The following is a 17,395-nucleotide window of genomic DNA, read 5'->3' as shown; positions in this document are numbered from 1 at the left end:
CTTTTATCACTTTTCGTTCGGAATTCTACAGAAAATTCTTTTACTTTAGTAGCGAAATCTAGTCGAAGTGGAAGGAATTTACAAAATCGTATTTGAATCTATTCTTGAAGGGCTAATACTGGTGGATCATACCGGTGTTATTCGTTTGATAAATCCCCGTACAGAGGAGATGTTTGGTTATGGTGAGGGGGAGCTAATAGGAAATGTGATTGAGATTCTTATTCCGGGGCGTTTTCACGGAGTACACCAACAACACAGAGATTCTTATATTGACCGACCTTCAAAACGGAATATGGGGTCGGGGATGAATCTGTGGGGAAGAAGGAAGGATGGTTCCGATTTCCCGGTAGAAGTAAGTTTGAACTATATAAAAAACTCGAAAGAAGAAACCATGGTTCTTGCGTTGGTTTCTGATATTTCAGTTCGTAAAAGAGCACAGGATGAGGTGCTGAAGATGAATCAACACCTGGAGGAGCTGGTAGAGGAACGCTCGCGGGCATTGTTTGAGAGTGAGCAGCTTTATAAAAGTATTGCCAAGAATTATCCTTCGGGAATAATTTACATTGTAGACTCGGAATACCGAATTCGTTTTGTTGAAGGAAAAGAACTGGAACGACATTCGAAACGATCGGAGGAATATATAGGGAAGAACTATCCTTCTCTATGTGTGGAGGATTCGGAAAAAGTAAAGGCTCTTCTGGATAATCTTCAGGAAACCGGCTTAGCGGAAATGATTGAAATCTCCAGAAACGACCAGTTTTACTCTGTTAGTGCTATTTTGCTAAATGACTCTTCAGGTAATGTATCCAATATATTGGTTGTAGAAAATAACATCACGCAACAGCGAAAAAATGCAGAACACCTGGAAAATAACCTCAGGGAGGAAAGACAATTGAGTGAATTGAAATCCCGATTTGTCTCAATGGCATCGCATGAATTCAGAACCCCACTTACAACTATTTCTTCTTCAGCCGGACTCATTAAACGATATTTGGAGAATGATAATTCTGAACGAATAGAAAAGCATGCAGACCGGATCAGGAATACCGTTGGACATCTAACGAATCTGTTGAATGATTTTTTGTCGCTCGAGAAACTGGAGTCCGGTAAGCAGGAAGTTAAGCTTTGTGAATTTGATATACAGGAATGTATCCGGGAGATACGAGAGGATATGATGGGAGCGGTTAAAGAGGGGCAACAAATTACTCTGAACGGAGATGCTGTTTCCATTTACTCAGACCCTTTCTTTGTGAAAGGCATTATGATTAACCTAATTAGTAACGCAAGTAAATACTCGCAGGAGGGAAGCCCGATAGAAGTAGAGTGGTCAGAAGATCAGGGGGGAATAGAGATTGCCGTTCGGGATCACGGTATCGGAATACCGGAAGAAGAACAAGAACTAATGTTTACACGCTTTTTCAGAGCTAAAAATGCAACAAATATCCAGGGAACCGGATTAGGTTTGTTCATTGTCCGAAAATATTTGGACATGTTGAACGGAGAGATTAGCTTTGTCAGCAAGAATAATGAAGGAGCTACTTTTATTGTTAAAATACCCGCCACAAACACATGAAAAAAATAGTAGTAATAGAAGATAATACGGAGATGCGCGAAAACATTCAAGAGATTCTTGAATTAGCAAATTATCAGATAAAAACAGCAGAAAACGGAAGAGCAGGAGTTGAACTGGTGAAAAAAGAGATGCCTGATCTGGTTTTGTGTGATATCATGATGCCGGAACTGGACGGTTATGGAGTTCTGTATTATCTTTCAAAGAATGCTGAGACTTCGGCTATTCCTTTCATTTTTCTTTCTGCAAAAGCAGAAAAGTCAGATATGAGAAAGGGGATGACCCAGGGTGCAGATGATTACCTTACAAAGCCGTTTAATGAAATGGAGTTGCTGGATGCGATTGAAACACGATTGAAACGTAGTGAGGCAATTAAAGAGCTGGCTTCAGGGCGCCCGAATTTGGATGAGTTTGTTCGTAAGACACAGTCTCTGGAAGGTTTGAAAGAACTGGCGCTGAATGCAAGGACTAAATTGTTTACCAGAAAGGAACAGATTTTCTTTGAGGGAGATACACCGACTTTTATTTATTATGTTCTGGAGGGAAAGGTCCGTACGTATCGGGTAAATGATGATGGGAAAGAGTTTGTAACAGAATTGTATTCTCCCGGAGATTATTTCGGGTATTTTGAGTTGCTACAGGATCAGCCTTATACGGATTATGCATCAGCATTGGAAGATACGAAGCTTGCGCTTATTTCCAGAGATGAATTCTTTAATGTTATCCTGGCAAACAGGGAGGTGGCGTCCTCATTTATGAAACTCCTTGCCAACAACATTTTGGTTCGCGAACAGGAATTGATCGAACTGGCGTATGATACCGTGAGAAAAAGAGTTGCGAATGCTTTAGTTCGTTTGTATGATAAATACAGTGAATCTGCAGATAATCGTTTCGCTATGGCAATTTCCAGAGACGAGTTAGCTTCTATTGTAGGTACAGCTACTGAATCTGTGATCCGGATTTTATCCGAATTTAAGACCGATGGATGGATCAATGTTCGAGGTTCAATGATAGAGATAGTGGAAATCGAAAAGCTTAAAAATTTCAGATTCTAGCCCCCTTTTAATAATCCGTAGAGATAATAGACAGAAAATGCCAGTAAGTAAATAATGCCGGCATAACTTACTATTCGTAAAAATAGTCCCGGTGCATTAGCAGAACCAAGAATGTCTTTTTGTACGATTCTGAAGTTCAGAATAGCAATAACCGGGGCAATAAGGAAGGAGAGAATAGTGGAAATGTTCAGTATTCCTTTTAATCCATTAGGCGCATTCAGAAAAGAAAGTAATAAAAGTAACCCTCCTATTGATAAGAGAATCAGTGTAGGTCGATACATTTGATTGGGGCGTAATTCCCGGGTAGAGAGTAATGAAAGTGAATAACTGATGCTTCGGCTATAACCATCCAGTACAGTTATGAAGGTAGAAAACATGATGGAGAAAGAAGCAGATGAAATGATGTATCTGATCCATTCACCTGCTGTACGGGTATATATACTGACAACAAATTCACTGACCTCAGCTGGTTTGGATGGCATTTTCTGCCCGGTTCCATAAATTAAAAATGCTCCTGTTATCATGAAGAATATGGCCAGAGTAGCTGAAGCCCAATAACCAAAGTTAAACTCCCGCAGAGTTTCCTTTAATGTGGGTTTGTAACCCGAATAATGGATCCGTTCAACAGTCCAGATGCTATTCCAGGCAGACAAATCAAGGGCAGTAGGCATCCATCCCATTAGAGGTAGGAGGAAAGCCGTCATATCCTGATTCCATTCTGGAAAGAGCTGATCACTTCCTTTTGGTCCGCCAACACAAACGGTGATAAATACAGTGACAGTTGTTATAAACAGAATTACTGCAAGAATTTTGATCAGACTATCCAGTGTGGAAAACCTTCCGAACCATAGTATAGCTGTAGAAAGAGCAAACAGTAAGTAGAGTGTAAAATGATTAATACCGGTTATTTCATTAAGACTAAATAAATGCTCCATGAAACCGTAAGTGATAACACCAACTCCGGCAGTAACAAAGAACATCGATACAAATGTGATGAGAAGGTACAGGTATAACCATATTTTGTGAAGTTCGTAATATCCTTTTAGAATAGACGCTCCTTTTACGGATGCGTATCTGGAACCATACTCAAAAAAGGGAAACTTTAAAATGTTGGCAAGTAAAATTGCCCATAAAAGACTGAGTCCAAATTGAGCGCCTGCCTGCGTGGATTGAACCAGGTGAGAAACACCGATGGCTGTTGACGCAAAGAGAATTCCCGGACCAAGTACTTTCTTCCAATTTGTATTCATAAGTAGTTTGGGGTGATAGTGCTATTCTTTAAACCAACAGGGGATACAGAGTTCAGATTCAATTCTTTTTTCCATTTCGTCCGGTAACGCATAGAAAAAGTCTAACCCTGTAAGATTTTCAAGAGAATCAACTGACAATGCAAAGTTGATAAGTGGAGCGGTCGATGATGCATTCTCCAGAATAAAAGCAATGCTCTTTATATTACCAGACTTAGAAACAGATAAAAGTGCTTTGTAGTAAGCTTTCGGAATACTGACGCCTGTACCGATGCATGGCAATGAGTCTTTGAGAACAGGACCTGTTGTAATGAAAAGAGTTGTGGTGTCATTGACCCAGTTTCGTACCTGTTCTTCCAGTCGTTTCCATACTCCTCTATTGAATGCGGGTATCTGGGGACTGATATTACTGAAATAAAAAGACTCGTGCATGGAGATTTCAGACCAGGCCATGTCCGCAGCAGGGGCAAGATGTCCTCTGTCGTATCCACTTTTTCTATAATCGGAAACGGTCGCTGTTCCATTTTGTAGCAATGGATCAGGTTTGAAATTGTCCGTTCGTGAAACTACTTTTTTCATCCTTGAAGAATCGAGATAATAACAGACCCACCTCGATTGTTTATGTTGTTCGGCGTAACAAAGACTAAACCCTGAATGATGCAGAATAGTTGTCGTATCCTGAGAGTAGGGAAGAAAGTTGGACTCGAAAGTAAATAGAGAGTCCTCTGAATGATTTGCCAATAGTTGATCTCCTGTGACTTGAGCGGGGAGTGAACAGGCGGAGAAAACTAAAAGAAGTAAAAATGAAAAGGGATATTTAAACACTTTTTAGTGTCTAAATTATGAAAAACGACTAGTTTGCCAAACTTGTTTCTGTATTTATTTGTTTGGTATCCAGTTTTTTCATTCCTATCCGTAAAAAATAATAGCAAATAAGAGCTGACATGATATCTGCTGCCGGGAAGGCATACCAGATTCCTTCAAATCCTGCGAAAAGCGGAAAAATCAATACGAAAGGAGTCAGGAAGAAGAATTGTTTTGTCAATGCCAGAAACAGTGCGGGCATTGCTTTGCCTATCGCCTGATAATAACTGGATCCGATCAATTGAAAGATGACTACCGGAGTGGCAAAGAAAATAACAAAAATTGCCTGAGGAGCATAATGTAACAGATCAACCTCCTGCTCATTAGCAAAAATGGTAGGAATGAAATTAGACCCCAACAGTAAAAGTAATGTGAGGAACCCGGCTATAATTAAGCCCCATACAATGGCTAGTCGTACTACTTCTTTTACCCGCTTATAGGATTGGGCTCCATAGTTAAACCCGGCTATCGGAATAAAACCTTGCGAAAGACCAATCAACGGAAAGAAAGCAAACATGGCAATCCTATTAGGGATGGCATAAATACTGATCGCTGTTTCACCGCCTATTCCGGCTTGATTTCCATAATAAAACAGGCTGTGGTTCAATACAATTGTTAACAAACTAATAGATCCCTGTCGCATCAGGCTGACAAGTCCCAATCGGGTAATTTCATTGACAATGTTTTTCTTTAGTCGAAAGAGGGAAGGGGTAACTCGTAGTTCTGTTTTTCCACTCAGATAATAAAAGATCATAAAGCTTCCTGCAGCAACATTGGATAATGTTGTCGCCCATGCAGCTCCTTCTATTCCCATATCGAACAGAACAATTAAAACCCAGTCCATAAACATGTTAACAACACTGGGGATGATTAATATGAGCATAGCAACTCTGGGCTTACCTTCAGCTCTAAGGTTATTGTTTGCCATCATGGCAAGACTAAGAAAAGGAATTCCGAGTAATGTAATCAGGTAATAACTTTCAGAAAACGAGAAAAGATCTCCTTGCGCTCCGAATAATGTAATTATTGGTTCATAGAAAATATATCCACCTGCGAGAATGATTGTAATAAGGATTAGGGTCAGTGAAATCTGATTATTGAAGGTTAATTGTGCTTTTTCCTGATCTTTTGCTCCGAAAGCTCGTGAAACGATAGAAGAACCACCAATTCCGATTGCCATTCCTACAGAAGACATAAGGAAAGAGATAGGCATAACAACAGAGATGGCTCCGATCGCTAGTTTTCCGATATACTGTCCGACAAAAATGGTGTCCACAACCATATTAAGGGTCATAACCATGAAGCCGATTGCTGCAGGAATGGATTGTGAAGCCAGAAGTTGAGGAATGCTACGTGTGCCTAAGTCTTTCGATTTACTCATTTTATGCTACTTACCTAAGTGGTAAAATATTACCATGGTAAATTTAGTGTATTTTCTTCGATGGAATTGAAATAAAAATGTTAAGAATACTTAACGCTGGGTATTGTTATCAGTAGATGAATTAGTTAGGTGTTACAGAGAAATCGAAAACAAGAGACCTGAAGTCTTTTTGTTTTTTACTGAAATTGTTCCCCCTTGTCCCAAAACAAATTGATTGACAATATATAACCCCAGTCCGGCTCCTTTCGAATTGCGGGTTTCTTCATTTTCAAGCCGGAGAAAACGCTGAAAGATACTCTTTAGCTTTTCTTCGGGAACTCCGGGACCATTGTCGGAAAAGTTCAAATGAAGCCTTCCTTCTGATCGATTACAATGAATAGTTATTTCGCAATCCTTCCCTGCATATTTGAGCGCATTTTCCGTGAGATTAGACAGGATGGTGTGAAGTGCAAACTTGTCCGTTTTATAAACAAGATCTTTCGGGCAATCAATAGAAACTTTACAGGTATCAAATGCACATACAGAAGAGATAACTTCTTCTATTGTTTCGGAAATCGTAACCGGCTCCGGATGAAAACGGAAAGCCTGATTCTCAATCCGCGCAACAGTAAGCACATTCTCAATCATGTGTTCGAGACGATTATTCTCCAGAAGTGCTTTTCTAAGTATCTCATCGCGTTTTTCTTCTTGTAAACTTCTTTTCCCAAGTGTTTGGAGATATAGTTTTACAGCTGCGATTGGCGTTTTTAATTCATGCGTTATGGAAAGAACAAAGTTCTGTTGTTTTGCACTGAGCTCCAGTTCCTTTTTTATGGAAGACTGTATTTTCCATAATCCGAAAAAAACAATAATGAAAAAAACGGTGCCTTCGCCCAAAATCATCAAAGCACGCTTACTCAGGTGTTCAGGATCATTATTTAACTCCTGAGTAAGATCAATGAGATGAAATCCCCACCATCCGAATTGTAATAATACATAGGCGGTTAACGCGTAAAATATGACAGACGTTTGCCTTCTCATCGGCTGCTTTAGTCTTTAGTATGCCCGCTCATTCTTTCCTTCAACATAGTTAATGAACGCGCGGTTTACAACTTTGTTTCCCCCCGGAGTTGGATAATTTCCTGTGAAGTACCAGTCTCCCAGATTTTCAGGACAGGCTTTGTGCAGATCTTCTACTGTTTGATAGATAATCTCAACCTCCGCATGAATATCAGGAGGAGTTAATAATTCGGCGATCTTCTGAGATACTTCCTCATAAGAGAAATGATCGTATATTTCTTTAACGTAATTCTTGATTTGTTCTTTTGGAAGGGCTTCCTGTTCCTTGCACTTCCGGTAAACTTCATCAATTACATACGATTTTCCATTTTCTTTCAAAAGCTCTATTATGGCCTGGAAGGCAATGAAATCTCCCATTTTTGCCATGTCGATTCCATAACAATCGGGAAAACGAATTTGTGGTGCTGATGAAACAACAATTATTTTCTTAGGACCAAGACGATCAAGTATTTTCAGAATACTTTGGCGGAGAGTAGTTCCCCGAACGATAGAGTCATCGATAACAACAAGATTGTCTTTATCTCGGACAACAGATCCGTATGTTATGTCATATACGTGAGCAACCATATCGTCACGGGCATCATCCTGTGTGATAAATGTTCTGAGTTTAGCATCTTTAATAGCTATTTTCTCGATTCGCGCACGTTGATAGATTATACGTTTGAGTTCTTCTTCGGATGGGTTGTCTCCCAGTTGTTTTATCTTGTCAAATTTTCGGTCGTTCAAATGATCCTCAAGACCTTTGATCATACCGTAGAAAGCAGTTTCCGCTGTATTCGGAATAAAAGAGAATACCGAATTATCCAAATCATAATCGATTCCTTTTAAAACCTGGGAACAAACAAGGTTCCCCAGTTTTTTTCTTTCATTGTATATGTCATGGTCATTCCCTCTTGAGAAGTAAATCCGTTCAAATGAACAGCTTTTTCTTTCAAGTGGTGTATTGATCAGCGTTTCAGCCACAGAACCATCTTTTTTGATAATAAGGGCATGCCCCGGCATCAGCTCTTTTATGGCGTCACGCTGAATATTAAATGCAGTTTGGATGACAGGTCGTTCAGAGGCTACCACGCAAACTTCTTCATCTTCATACCAAAATGCCGGACGGATTCCGCTCGGATCTCTAAGGACAAACGCATCTCCATGTCCCAACAATCCCGACATTGCATAACCACCATCCCAGTCTTCAGAAGCCTTTTTCAGAATGTTTTCAATATTCAGTTGCGCTGAGATACGTGCATAAATTTCTTCGTTGGAATACCCCATTTTCTTATAGTCTTGGAATAATCGTTCGTTCTCCAGATCAAGGAAATGTCCGATTTTTTCCATAACGGTCACCGTATCGGATTTCTCTTTTGGATGCTGACCGATCGTTACGAGGACATTAAAAAGTTCATCAACATTTGTCAGGTTAAAGTTCCCGGCAACAACAAGGTTTCGAGTCATCCAGTTACTTTGCCGCAGGAAGGGGTGGCAACTTTCAATGCTGTTTCTTCCGAATGTTCCGTAGCGAAGATGTCCTAAAAATAATTCTCCGGTAAATCCGGCATTTTCTTTTAGATATTCTACATCCTTTAATAATTCAGGGTTTTTTTCTTCGATTTCCTTAAACCGGTGATTGATTTTGGAGAATATGTCCTGAATAGGCTTTGCGTCTATTGAACGATGGCGGCTGATGTATCGCTGCCCCGGCTTCATATTTAACTTGATATTTGCGAGACCAGCTCCATCTTGTCCTCTGTTATGCTGTTTCTCCATCAGAAGATACATTTTATTGAGGCCGTAAAAAGCTGTTCCGTACTTATCCAGATAAAATTGAAGGGGTTTTTTCAATCGTAAAAGTGCAATTCCGCACTCGTGTTTTATAGCATCGCTCATGACAAAAAGCTGAATTTTTTGCAAAAATACGGTTTAATTTTTTTCTGACATAACCATTAGGCTTTTATCCTCCGATATTCGATTTTTTGCAGAGGGAATCAGGGAAAATGATAAAAACCCCGGAAAAGGAAACTATTTGTGTTTTTTTACGTCTAAAGTTAAAACGTTATATTCGTGTAAACTAGATGATTAAATGTTGGTAAATTTCAAGACCATCCTTTTGCTTATTGGTACATTGATTTCATTCTCAGCTAATACGCAGGTTCTGTTGCACCCAAACAGGGGGCAATGGCATGAGAATGTGTTGTACAAAACAGAGTTGGTTTCAGGAGAAATTCTGATCGAAAAAAAAGGAATGACATTTAATCTGTTCGATTATCATAAGTCCCATACGCATGGAGATGAGGCACACGATCATACGAATGAACTTCCTGAGAACGCCTATCGACGTCAGGTGATCCGAACAACATTTATTGGAGCAGAGGCTCCAGAGGAAGTTTTGGAGAGAAATCAGGTAGGTTATTACAGAAACTATTTTTTGGGGAATGATTCAACTAAGTGGAAATCCAATATACACAGTGTAAAGGGAGCAGAATTAGCAGAGATTTACCCGGGTATTAGGGTCGTGTATGAGGGAAAAGAAGATGTGCTGAAATATTCTTTTATAGTGAATCCGGGAATTGATCCTGATATTATTCGCTACAAGATAGAGGGGAGTGAAAATGTTCAGATTTCAGAAGACGGGGAATTACTTGTTGCGTCTGTTTTTGGACTGATAAAAGAGTCAAGTCCCGTTGCCTGGACAGTTGATGAAGAAGGAAATAGGACATCGGTTAGTTGTGATTTTGTATTGGATAAAGGTGAGGTTTATTTTGCTCTTGGAGAGTATGACAGCGAAAAAACACTGGTAATCGATCCGGAGTTGACATTCTCCTCATTTACTGGTGCAACTTCCGATAATTGGGGGTTTACGGCCTGTCCTGACCCCTGGTCAAATTTGTATGGGGGAGGAATCGTCTTTGGCACAGGTTATCCTGTTACGACTGGTGTTTTTGACGGGACGTTTAATGGAGGGGATATGACAGGGCTGATCGCCGGTTTTGATATCAGTATAACGAAATTTAACCCGGATGGAACTCAGAATTTGTATAGTACTTTTTTGGGAGGTTCCCGGAACGAAACGCCACATAGTATTGTAACGAATGCTGCAGGAGAGTTATACGTACTTGGAGCGACAGCCTCTTCAAATTTTCCGGTTACTTCCAATGGGTTTCAGACAACGTTTAACGGAGGTGTAGGAGTCACCCCCTTTTTATTTTTTAACGGGTCAGATTTGTATATCGCAAAACTCAGTCCCGGAGGGAATACGCTATTGGGAAGTACATATATCGGTGGGAGTAATAATGATGGGTTGAGCTATAGCAGTAACCTTGCCTATAACTACGGAGACTGTTTCAGGGGAGAAATCACGGTGGATGATAATTCGAATGTATACTTTGCATCTACAACACGCTCAGGAGATTTTCCAATGGCATCAGGGAGTCTGTCAGGTGTTCAGGATGCTGTGTACGGTAAATTATCTCCGGATCTCTCAATACTGAACTTTTCAAGTTATTATGGTGGATCCGGGTTTGAATCGGGGAATTCAATTCAGATTTCTCCTGGTGGAGATTTATACATGGCCGGAGGAACAACGAGCCCGACGTTGAATTGGGGGCAGGGAGGTCTCACAACAAACAGTATTGGCAATGAAGATGCTTATGTTGTCCGTATTAATTCAGTTACGGGTACTGTATTGAATGCGACTATGTTAGGCACGTCTCAGTATGATCAGGGATATTTTGTGCAGGTTGACCTTGACAATAATGTATATGTCATGGGGCAAACAGATGGTAATTATCCGAATGCAGGTGGTGTTTGGGGTATTCCGAACTCAGGGCAGTTTATTCATAAACTTTCGACGAACCTTACGAATTCATTTTGGTCAACTACGATTGGAGCGGGAACAGGAAATCCGGAGATCTCTCCGACAGCTTTTCTTGTCTCGGATTGTTATGATATCTACTTATCGGGCTGGGGAGGTCAGACGAATGTCCAAAACTCATTGGCTACATCCAGTTCTTCTAATAATTTTCCAACTACTCCTGACGCCTACCAAAGCAATACCAACGGAAGTAATTTTTATATTGCAGTATTGGATGGAGATGCGGCATATTTGAAGTATGCGACTTATATGGGAGGGGTAGCAAGTAGTGCTAATCATGTTGACGGAGGAACATCAAGATTTGATAAGAACGGGACAATTTATCATGCCGTTTGTGGTTCCTGTGGATCAACAACAAATGGTTTTACGACCACTCCCGGAGTGTGGTCGCCTTCTGTTCAGAGTACAAACTGTAACCTGGCTGCCTTTAAGTTTGATTTAAGTATAATGGAGGCTGCCATAGGAGATACAGAACCAATTGTCTGTCTTCCGAATCCGGTTATATTTCAGAATAGTTCAAGCAATGGGAACCAGTTTTTCTGGGATTTTGGTGATGGAAATACTTCAACGGAGATAAATCCTTCTCATTTGTATGCAGGACCGGGTGATTATCAGGTAATGCTGGTGGTTATTGATACAAATAATTGTTATCAATCGGATACAGCTTATTTTGATATTTCAATTCGTGAGTTTGGCGGGGAAGTACAAACCATATCTGATCCGGTTTGTCCTGGAACACAGGTTCAGTTATCTGCATCGGGAGGAGATACGTATGAGTGGTCTCCTGCTAACTTGCTGAATAATCCCAATATTGCTAATCCAATCGCCTCGATAGAAGAAACAACCACTTTTGAAGTTGTTATTTCTAACGAATGCGGATCTGATACCTCCGAAGTGTTGGTTGAAGTATATGAGGCCCAACTGGAGATCATTGCCGATACGATTTTGTGCCGCGGGGATACAATTCCCGTTGATTTGAGTCTTGGCAATCTCCAAAGTATTATTTGGTCACCCTCCGATGTGTTTTCAAACTCAGGGTCTTATCCCACAACTATTTTTCCTGAAAATTCAACAACTATATCTGTTGAAGGGATAACGACTGATGGTTGTGAGGTTTCAGGAGATTTGTATATACAGGTTGATACAATGGTTCCTGTGATTGATTTGATTGATTCTCTGGACTTGTGTTATGGTGATGAGGCGCTTGTAATTGCATCCGGGGCAAACACCTATGAATGGAGTCCGGATATAAATATATCTTCTCTTTCAGGTTCTGAGATTAGTGTGTGGCCTGATGAAAGCATGTGGTACTATCTTGTCGGCTATAATGCCTGTGGCGAAACTCCCGATAGTTTTTATGTGAATGTAATCCAGGTGGAGTCTCTCGCAGGAAATGACACTATTATTTGTCCCGGTGAGGTAGCTTTTTTGTGGGCAGACGGAGGTGTGGCTTACGAATGGACTCCTTCTGAAGGTTTGTATCCACAGGGAGCAGCAAATGTAACCGTACAACCTTCTTTGCCGACGCGCTATATTGTGTACATAACAGATGATAATGGCTGTACAGATACTGCAGGTGTATTTGTTGATTTATTTCCTCCGGCTTTTGTGCAAACTTCTCCTGACTATTATGGATTTCCGGGAGATCCTATTGATATTTCAGCAAAAGGAGTAGGAGAGGGAACTTATTCATGGAGTCCTTCTGAGTTTTTGAGTTGCCCGAATTGTCAGGCAAGTTCGGCCTACCCTGAAGAAACTATTACTTACACTGTTACTTTTGTCAATGAGAACGGATGTATTGCAAAAGATGATATTACCATCCATTTTGATGCAATTATTTATGTGCCGAATACATTTACACCGGATGGGAATAAATTCAATGGCGTTTTTAAAGCAGAAGGGGGGAATATAAAAGAGTATAACCTGAAGATCTTTAATCGATGGGGCGAGATTATCTTTGAAAGTAATAATTTTAACATCGGTTGGGATGGTACCTATGGAGGAAAAATAGTTCCGGATGGTACCTATATTTGGGTTATAGAGTATAAAGGACCGGACTTAATCCCTCATCGAATTAATGGCCATGTAAACCTACTCAGATAAAACAAGTGATCTGTTCAGAAAAATGGGGAATATTATATTTGTTAGAAGTTATATAAAACGCTCATCCGCTTCCATAACATGCCCACAATTTGAACACGTTCTTAGTTCCTCAGAAGTATAGAACTCTTTAAATCGCGGAAGAAAATCATTTTCAATATTTGAAAGAGGAAAGCGATATTCGTGAAGTTTTGTGTTGCACTTTTCGCAGAACCACATTAACCCATCCTGTAAATCAGTTCCTTTCCGGACTTTTTCTATAACAAGCCCGACTGTATTCGCTCCCCGTATTGGTGAATGGGGTACATTTGCAGGAAGTAAAAACATTTCCCCCTGTTTGATAGGAATGTCTTTCGCTTTTCCATTCTCTTGTATTTTTACAAGTATATCTCCTTCCAATTGGTAGAAGAGTTCTTCCGACTCATTGTAATGGTAGTCTTTTCGGGCATTAGGTCCACCGACAATCATAACAATAAAATCACCAGCTTCTTTATACAAATTCTTATTACCAACTGGGGGTTTTAATAAGTCTCTGTTCTCGTCTATCCATTTCTGAAGATTAAAAGGAGCTGTCATAATAATTAACTTTTGTTGGGTGAATTTAATGAATTTTCATGACACAGGGAAAAATAGAAGTTTTTACAAAAGAATAGATACAAAAAAGCGGGGAGCAATCCATACCCCCCGCTGATTCAACTATTTGTTATTTTCTAGTTTCTTACAACCCGAATTACTTTCGATCCTGACTCGCTGTAGATGTTTAAGAAGTAAACACCTTTAACAAGATTTGTCATATCGATTTCGTAATTGTCTTCAGTCTTGAAGTTAACTTTTTCATTCAGAATCACAGATCCTTTGGAATCGGACAGAATCATTTCCGTATTGATTGCCGCACCGCTGTACTGAATGTTTACAACATCAGAAGTTGGGTTTGGATACAAAGCAAATCCTGCCAGCTCATTTTCTGCAATGCTTGCACAATCCTGAAGTTGTATTTCAACGTACGCTGTATCCGCAGGACAAACGCCATTAGAAACTACATAATAGTAGTTATAGTTTGCTGCGATTTGGCCATTGAATGTTACCAGGTTACCTTGAAGTGCAGTATTTGAAGGATCGTACCATGTACCACCTAAATCAACATTACCTGTAAGACCATCAAATAACGAGAATGGACCGTAGTTACAAGTTGAGACAGTACTATTATCTCCTGCACTTGAAGGAGGATATATGTTGAAAGTTGCATAAGCCGTATCAGCCTCTGCCGGGCAGAAAGTTTCGACTGTATACATTGCCTCATAGCTACCTGTAGGAAGCGAAGAAACGTCAACAGCAGCTCCGTTTAACAAAGTTGGATGTGAAGGGAAACTCCATGTTCCAAAGTTTTCACCCAGAGTAATAACTGTATTTAGATTAAGTGTTTCGTCAAGAATACATACGTCTAATTCACCATCCTGGCTGGCTTGTGGAGTACAAACATCAATACAAACATCGTCGATGTAGAGATAGTATCCGTCAAGACCTCCTGAAGGCACATGGAATGCGATAAACACGTTTCCTGTGTATGCAGAAAGATTAATCAGTGTGTCCTCATATGCTGTATTGTCATATGAAGCCAGATCCATAAGTACCTGATCAAAATCAGCAGGATTCTTACCTGTTGTTGAAAGGAGTACTCTGAAGTCATTTGGTTCACCAGAACTTCTAACCCGGTAGAAGAACGAAAGAGCTTCGTTTCCTGTTAATGTTAACTCTGGTGTTATTAACCAGTCGTCATTGTCTCCACCGTTGTAATCTGTATAAAGACCTGCTGAGTAAGTTCCCGAGTTTGCATAATCGGTGTATAGTGCCCACTCATTGTCATCTTCATTTTCGTTAAGAATTGTCCAGCAGCCTTGTGTTTCGGAATCAGATTCAAATGATTCGCAGAAACCAATAGCTGACATTGGTAAACAGATTGTTTGAACCTGAATTGGTCCTACCCATTCACTGATCTCACCTGATCCACAGTCTGCCTGTACATAAATATCGTAGATTGTACCATCTTGTAAGCCTGAAATTTGGTATTCTGGAGAACCGTTTACAGCATCAGTTCCTAATTCATCCCCTGAGTCGGGAGTAAAACCATTCGGACCCCATTGGATATTCCAGTTTGTCTCTGAATTACCTTCTGTCCACGAAACGTCAATACTACTAATGGTAGTATTTGTAGAGATAAGATCAGTTGGATCTGGACATAATATTGGTGTAAGCGTAAACTCGTACCCTGTACTCTGAGGAGCTGCGTTTGTTGATATAACAAAGTAATAGGTTTGACCGTTATTTACAATGATATCAAAGTTACGCTCAGCTGTTCCTATAGCTGCTTCTCCTGCATAACAGTTAGATCCGATATCAGCACAGTCAAGATAAACAAAAATAGCTGACCAACTTGCGGTAGGAATCATAGAAACATTAATCAATCCATCAAAATCAGCTGTGTAACTATACACAACGTCATCTCCATTTAAATAATTACCTGTTGTTCCACAAGAAGTTCCTGGTGCGCCGCTATAATTGTCCCCATATAGATCAGTTGATCCTGTTGTGTTGTATGGAAGTGTTGTAACTTCCAATGGTATTTCACAAACGGAACCAGAGATAGGAATAGTTACTTCAAGTGGACCTACCCATTGGCTTGTTCCATCCGCTCCACAATCTGCCTGAATGTATACTTCATAAGAATCTCCTGGATTTAAACCTGTGATTTGGTATTGAGGAGTTGCATTTTCAACATCACTTCCTACTTCGGCTCCTGTTCCGGGAGTGAAACCTGTAGTTCCCCATTCTATATTCCAGGAAGTTTCAGTATTACCTATAGTCCACGAAATATCAATTGTAGAGGCTGTGAAATCGTCAAATGAAAGTTGAGAAGGGTGTAGACACGAAGGTGTTTCTTCAATGCTTACATTATCAAGTAATATATCATTGTAGTAGGCATTAGAACCGGCAGGCGTTTTGTCTACAATGAATCGAACTTGTATCAGGTTGGAAGTTAGTGAGCTTAGAACTATCGAAATTTCTCTCCATTCACTACTATTGGTGTTGTTTGAAAAGATCTCCGTCCAACTACCACCTATTTCTAACAATTCAACAGTAAGTATATTATTCAAATAAGAACTTGTATTGTTTGAAAAGAACTCAAAACTCAATAGTGGCATTGTTAAGGAGCTTACATCAATTATTGGAGATGTAAGTGTAACATCCGCGACATAGGGGCTAGATCCATCTACCCATGCAAATTCTCCGGGGTTTACAGTGTTTCCGCTATCATAATCCGGACTTTCGGAAAATTTCCATAATCCGGTAGTAGTTTCATTCGAAGAGCTGTTTATCCAACATGTAGGAAGAAGTCCTGAGTTGAAGTTCTCTGCGAATGGAGCTGATAATGGAGAACAAGGTGTAGTAAATTCAAATACTGATGTCCAAGAACTGGTTCCATCCGCGGCACAGTCAGCCTGAATATAGATTTCATAATCGGTTAGTTCAGTTAACCCTGTAATTTGATAAGCAGGAGTTGTTGTAACTGTAGAACTCCCGATTTCTTCTGAATTACCAGGAGTAAACCCTGGTGCTCCCCATTGAATGTTCCAGGAAGTTTCAGAAAGACCGGCTGTCCAGGAGATGTCAGCGGTAGTAGCTGATAAATCATCGGCCGTAATTCCAGTTACATTTGGGCACTGGATTTGTGTTACAGTAAATTCTGTAACATCAAAATCTAAACCATTTGGGCTTCCCCATTGACCTACAGCAATGTAAACTGTAGTAGATGGTTGGATGATAGTGGTTACAGTTTTTGATGTATTAGATGTGGTGGTTCCGTCGGCATCTAACTCTCCACTGAACTCAGTGCCTGTGCAGGTTGAAAAAATTCCAATTCCATTCCAACTATTTCGTGAAAATATAGTCATGGATATTTCCTCTACCAAGCTGCCTGATGTATATTCAAAGAGATAGACATCATCATCCCAATAAAGTTCATCGATGGAAGTTCCTGTTGGGTTGGTATTCCAATCTTCAACACCTCCGTTACCCGGGGTCGTTATGCCCGACTGGGTAAATCCATCGGTAATTACAACACCCGAGCCACAGCCAAACTGCGCTTGTGTGTTGAAGCCGACGGCTCCGAAGAGTAAGCTTAGGGTAAAAACTTTAGCCCTTTTGTAAATCTTTCTCATTATTACAACTAGTTTAATTAATTCGTGCGCGAAAATACGA

10 protein-coding genes are annotated in these 17,395 nt (G+C 40.2%); 3 read left to right on the top strand and 7 right to left on the bottom strand.

What is annotated here, in order from left to right; translation table 11 throughout:
• Positions 1-67: 67 nt before the first annotated feature.
• Both ABDZ97_RS16220 and ABDZ97_RS16215 read left to right on the top strand, forming a co-directional pair.
• Positions 68-1,573, top strand: coding sequence for a sensor histidine kinase (locus ABDZ97_RS16220; RefSeq protein WP_343790260.1), 1,506 nt, complete (start codon positions 68-70; stop codon positions 1,571-1,573).
• A complete protein-coding gene (locus tag ABDZ97_RS16215; protein ID WP_343790257.1) occupies positions 1,570-2,625 on the top strand; it encodes a response regulator in 1,056 nt (351 codons plus the stop codon). The genes ABDZ97_RS16220 and ABDZ97_RS16215 overlap by 4 nt, the downstream gene beginning before the upstream one ends.
• Here the strand turns inward: ABDZ97_RS16215 and ABDZ97_RS16210 are convergent.
• The 5 genes from ABDZ97_RS16210 to ABDZ97_RS16190 form a co-directional block, all read right to left on the bottom strand.
• Positions 2,622-3,875 (bottom strand): NRAMP family divalent metal transporter, encoded by a 1,254-nt coding sequence (locus tag ABDZ97_RS16210; protein ID WP_343790254.1) that lies wholly within the window; start codon positions 3,873-3,875, stop codon positions 2,622-2,624. The two genes, ABDZ97_RS16215 and ABDZ97_RS16210, sit on opposite strands and share 4 nt — an antisense overlap.
• Before the next feature lie 21 nt (positions 3,876-3,896).
• On the bottom strand, positions 3,897-4,697 hold the full coding sequence (locus ABDZ97_RS16205) for a DNA/RNA non-specific endonuclease (protein ID WP_343790251.1): 801 nt from the start codon (positions 4,695-4,697) through the stop codon (positions 3,897-3,899).
• A gap of 28 nt (positions 4,698-4,725) precedes the next feature.
• Positions 4,726-6,117, bottom strand: a complete 1,392-nt coding sequence (locus ABDZ97_RS16200; RefSeq protein ID WP_343790247.1) for an MATE family efflux transporter — start codon at positions 6,115-6,117, stop codon at positions 4,726-4,728.
• Positions 6,118-6,249: 132 nt separating this feature from the next.
• Positions 6,250-7,137, bottom strand: coding sequence for a sensor histidine kinase (locus ABDZ97_RS16195; RefSeq protein ID WP_343790244.1), 888 nt, complete (start codon positions 7,135-7,137; stop codon positions 6,250-6,252).
• A gap of 15 nt (positions 7,138-7,152) precedes the next feature.
• Positions 7,153-9,054: an amidophosphoribosyltransferase gene (locus ABDZ97_RS16190; RefSeq protein WP_343790241.1), complete on the bottom strand. Its 1,902-nt coding sequence runs from the start codon at positions 9,052-9,054 to the stop codon at positions 7,153-7,155.
• Positions 9,055-9,247: 193 nt separating this feature from the next.
• On the opposite strand from ABDZ97_RS16190, the gene ABDZ97_RS16185 reads away from it, so the two are divergent.
• A complete protein-coding gene (locus ABDZ97_RS16185) occupies positions 9,248-13,141 on the top strand; it encodes a DUF7948 domain-containing protein (protein ID WP_343790238.1) in 3,894 nt (1,297 codons plus the stop codon).
• A gap of 48 nt (positions 13,142-13,189) precedes the next feature.
• On the opposite strand, the gene ABDZ97_RS16180 is transcribed toward ABDZ97_RS16185, so the two are convergent.
• Positions 13,190-13,714, bottom strand: coding sequence for a 3-hydroxyanthranilate 3,4-dioxygenase (locus ABDZ97_RS16180; protein WP_425542673.1), 525 nt, complete (start codon positions 13,712-13,714; stop codon positions 13,190-13,192).
• Positions 13,715-13,848: 134 nt separating this feature from the next.
• A complete protein-coding gene (locus tag ABDZ97_RS16175; RefSeq protein ID WP_343790235.1) occupies positions 13,849-17,355 on the bottom strand; it encodes a T9SS-dependent choice-of-anchor J family protein in 3,507 nt (1,168 codons plus the stop codon).
• Positions 17,356-17,395: the final 40 nt, after the last annotated feature.

This window comes from Wandonia haliotis, assembly GCF_039523435.1.
Lineage (GTDB): Bacteria > Bacteroidota > Bacteroidia > Flavobacteriales_D > Crocinitomicaceae > Wandonia > Wandonia haliotis.
Note: the sequence above shows the minus strand (reverse complement) of the source record. Positions and strands in the feature narration are given on the sequence as shown.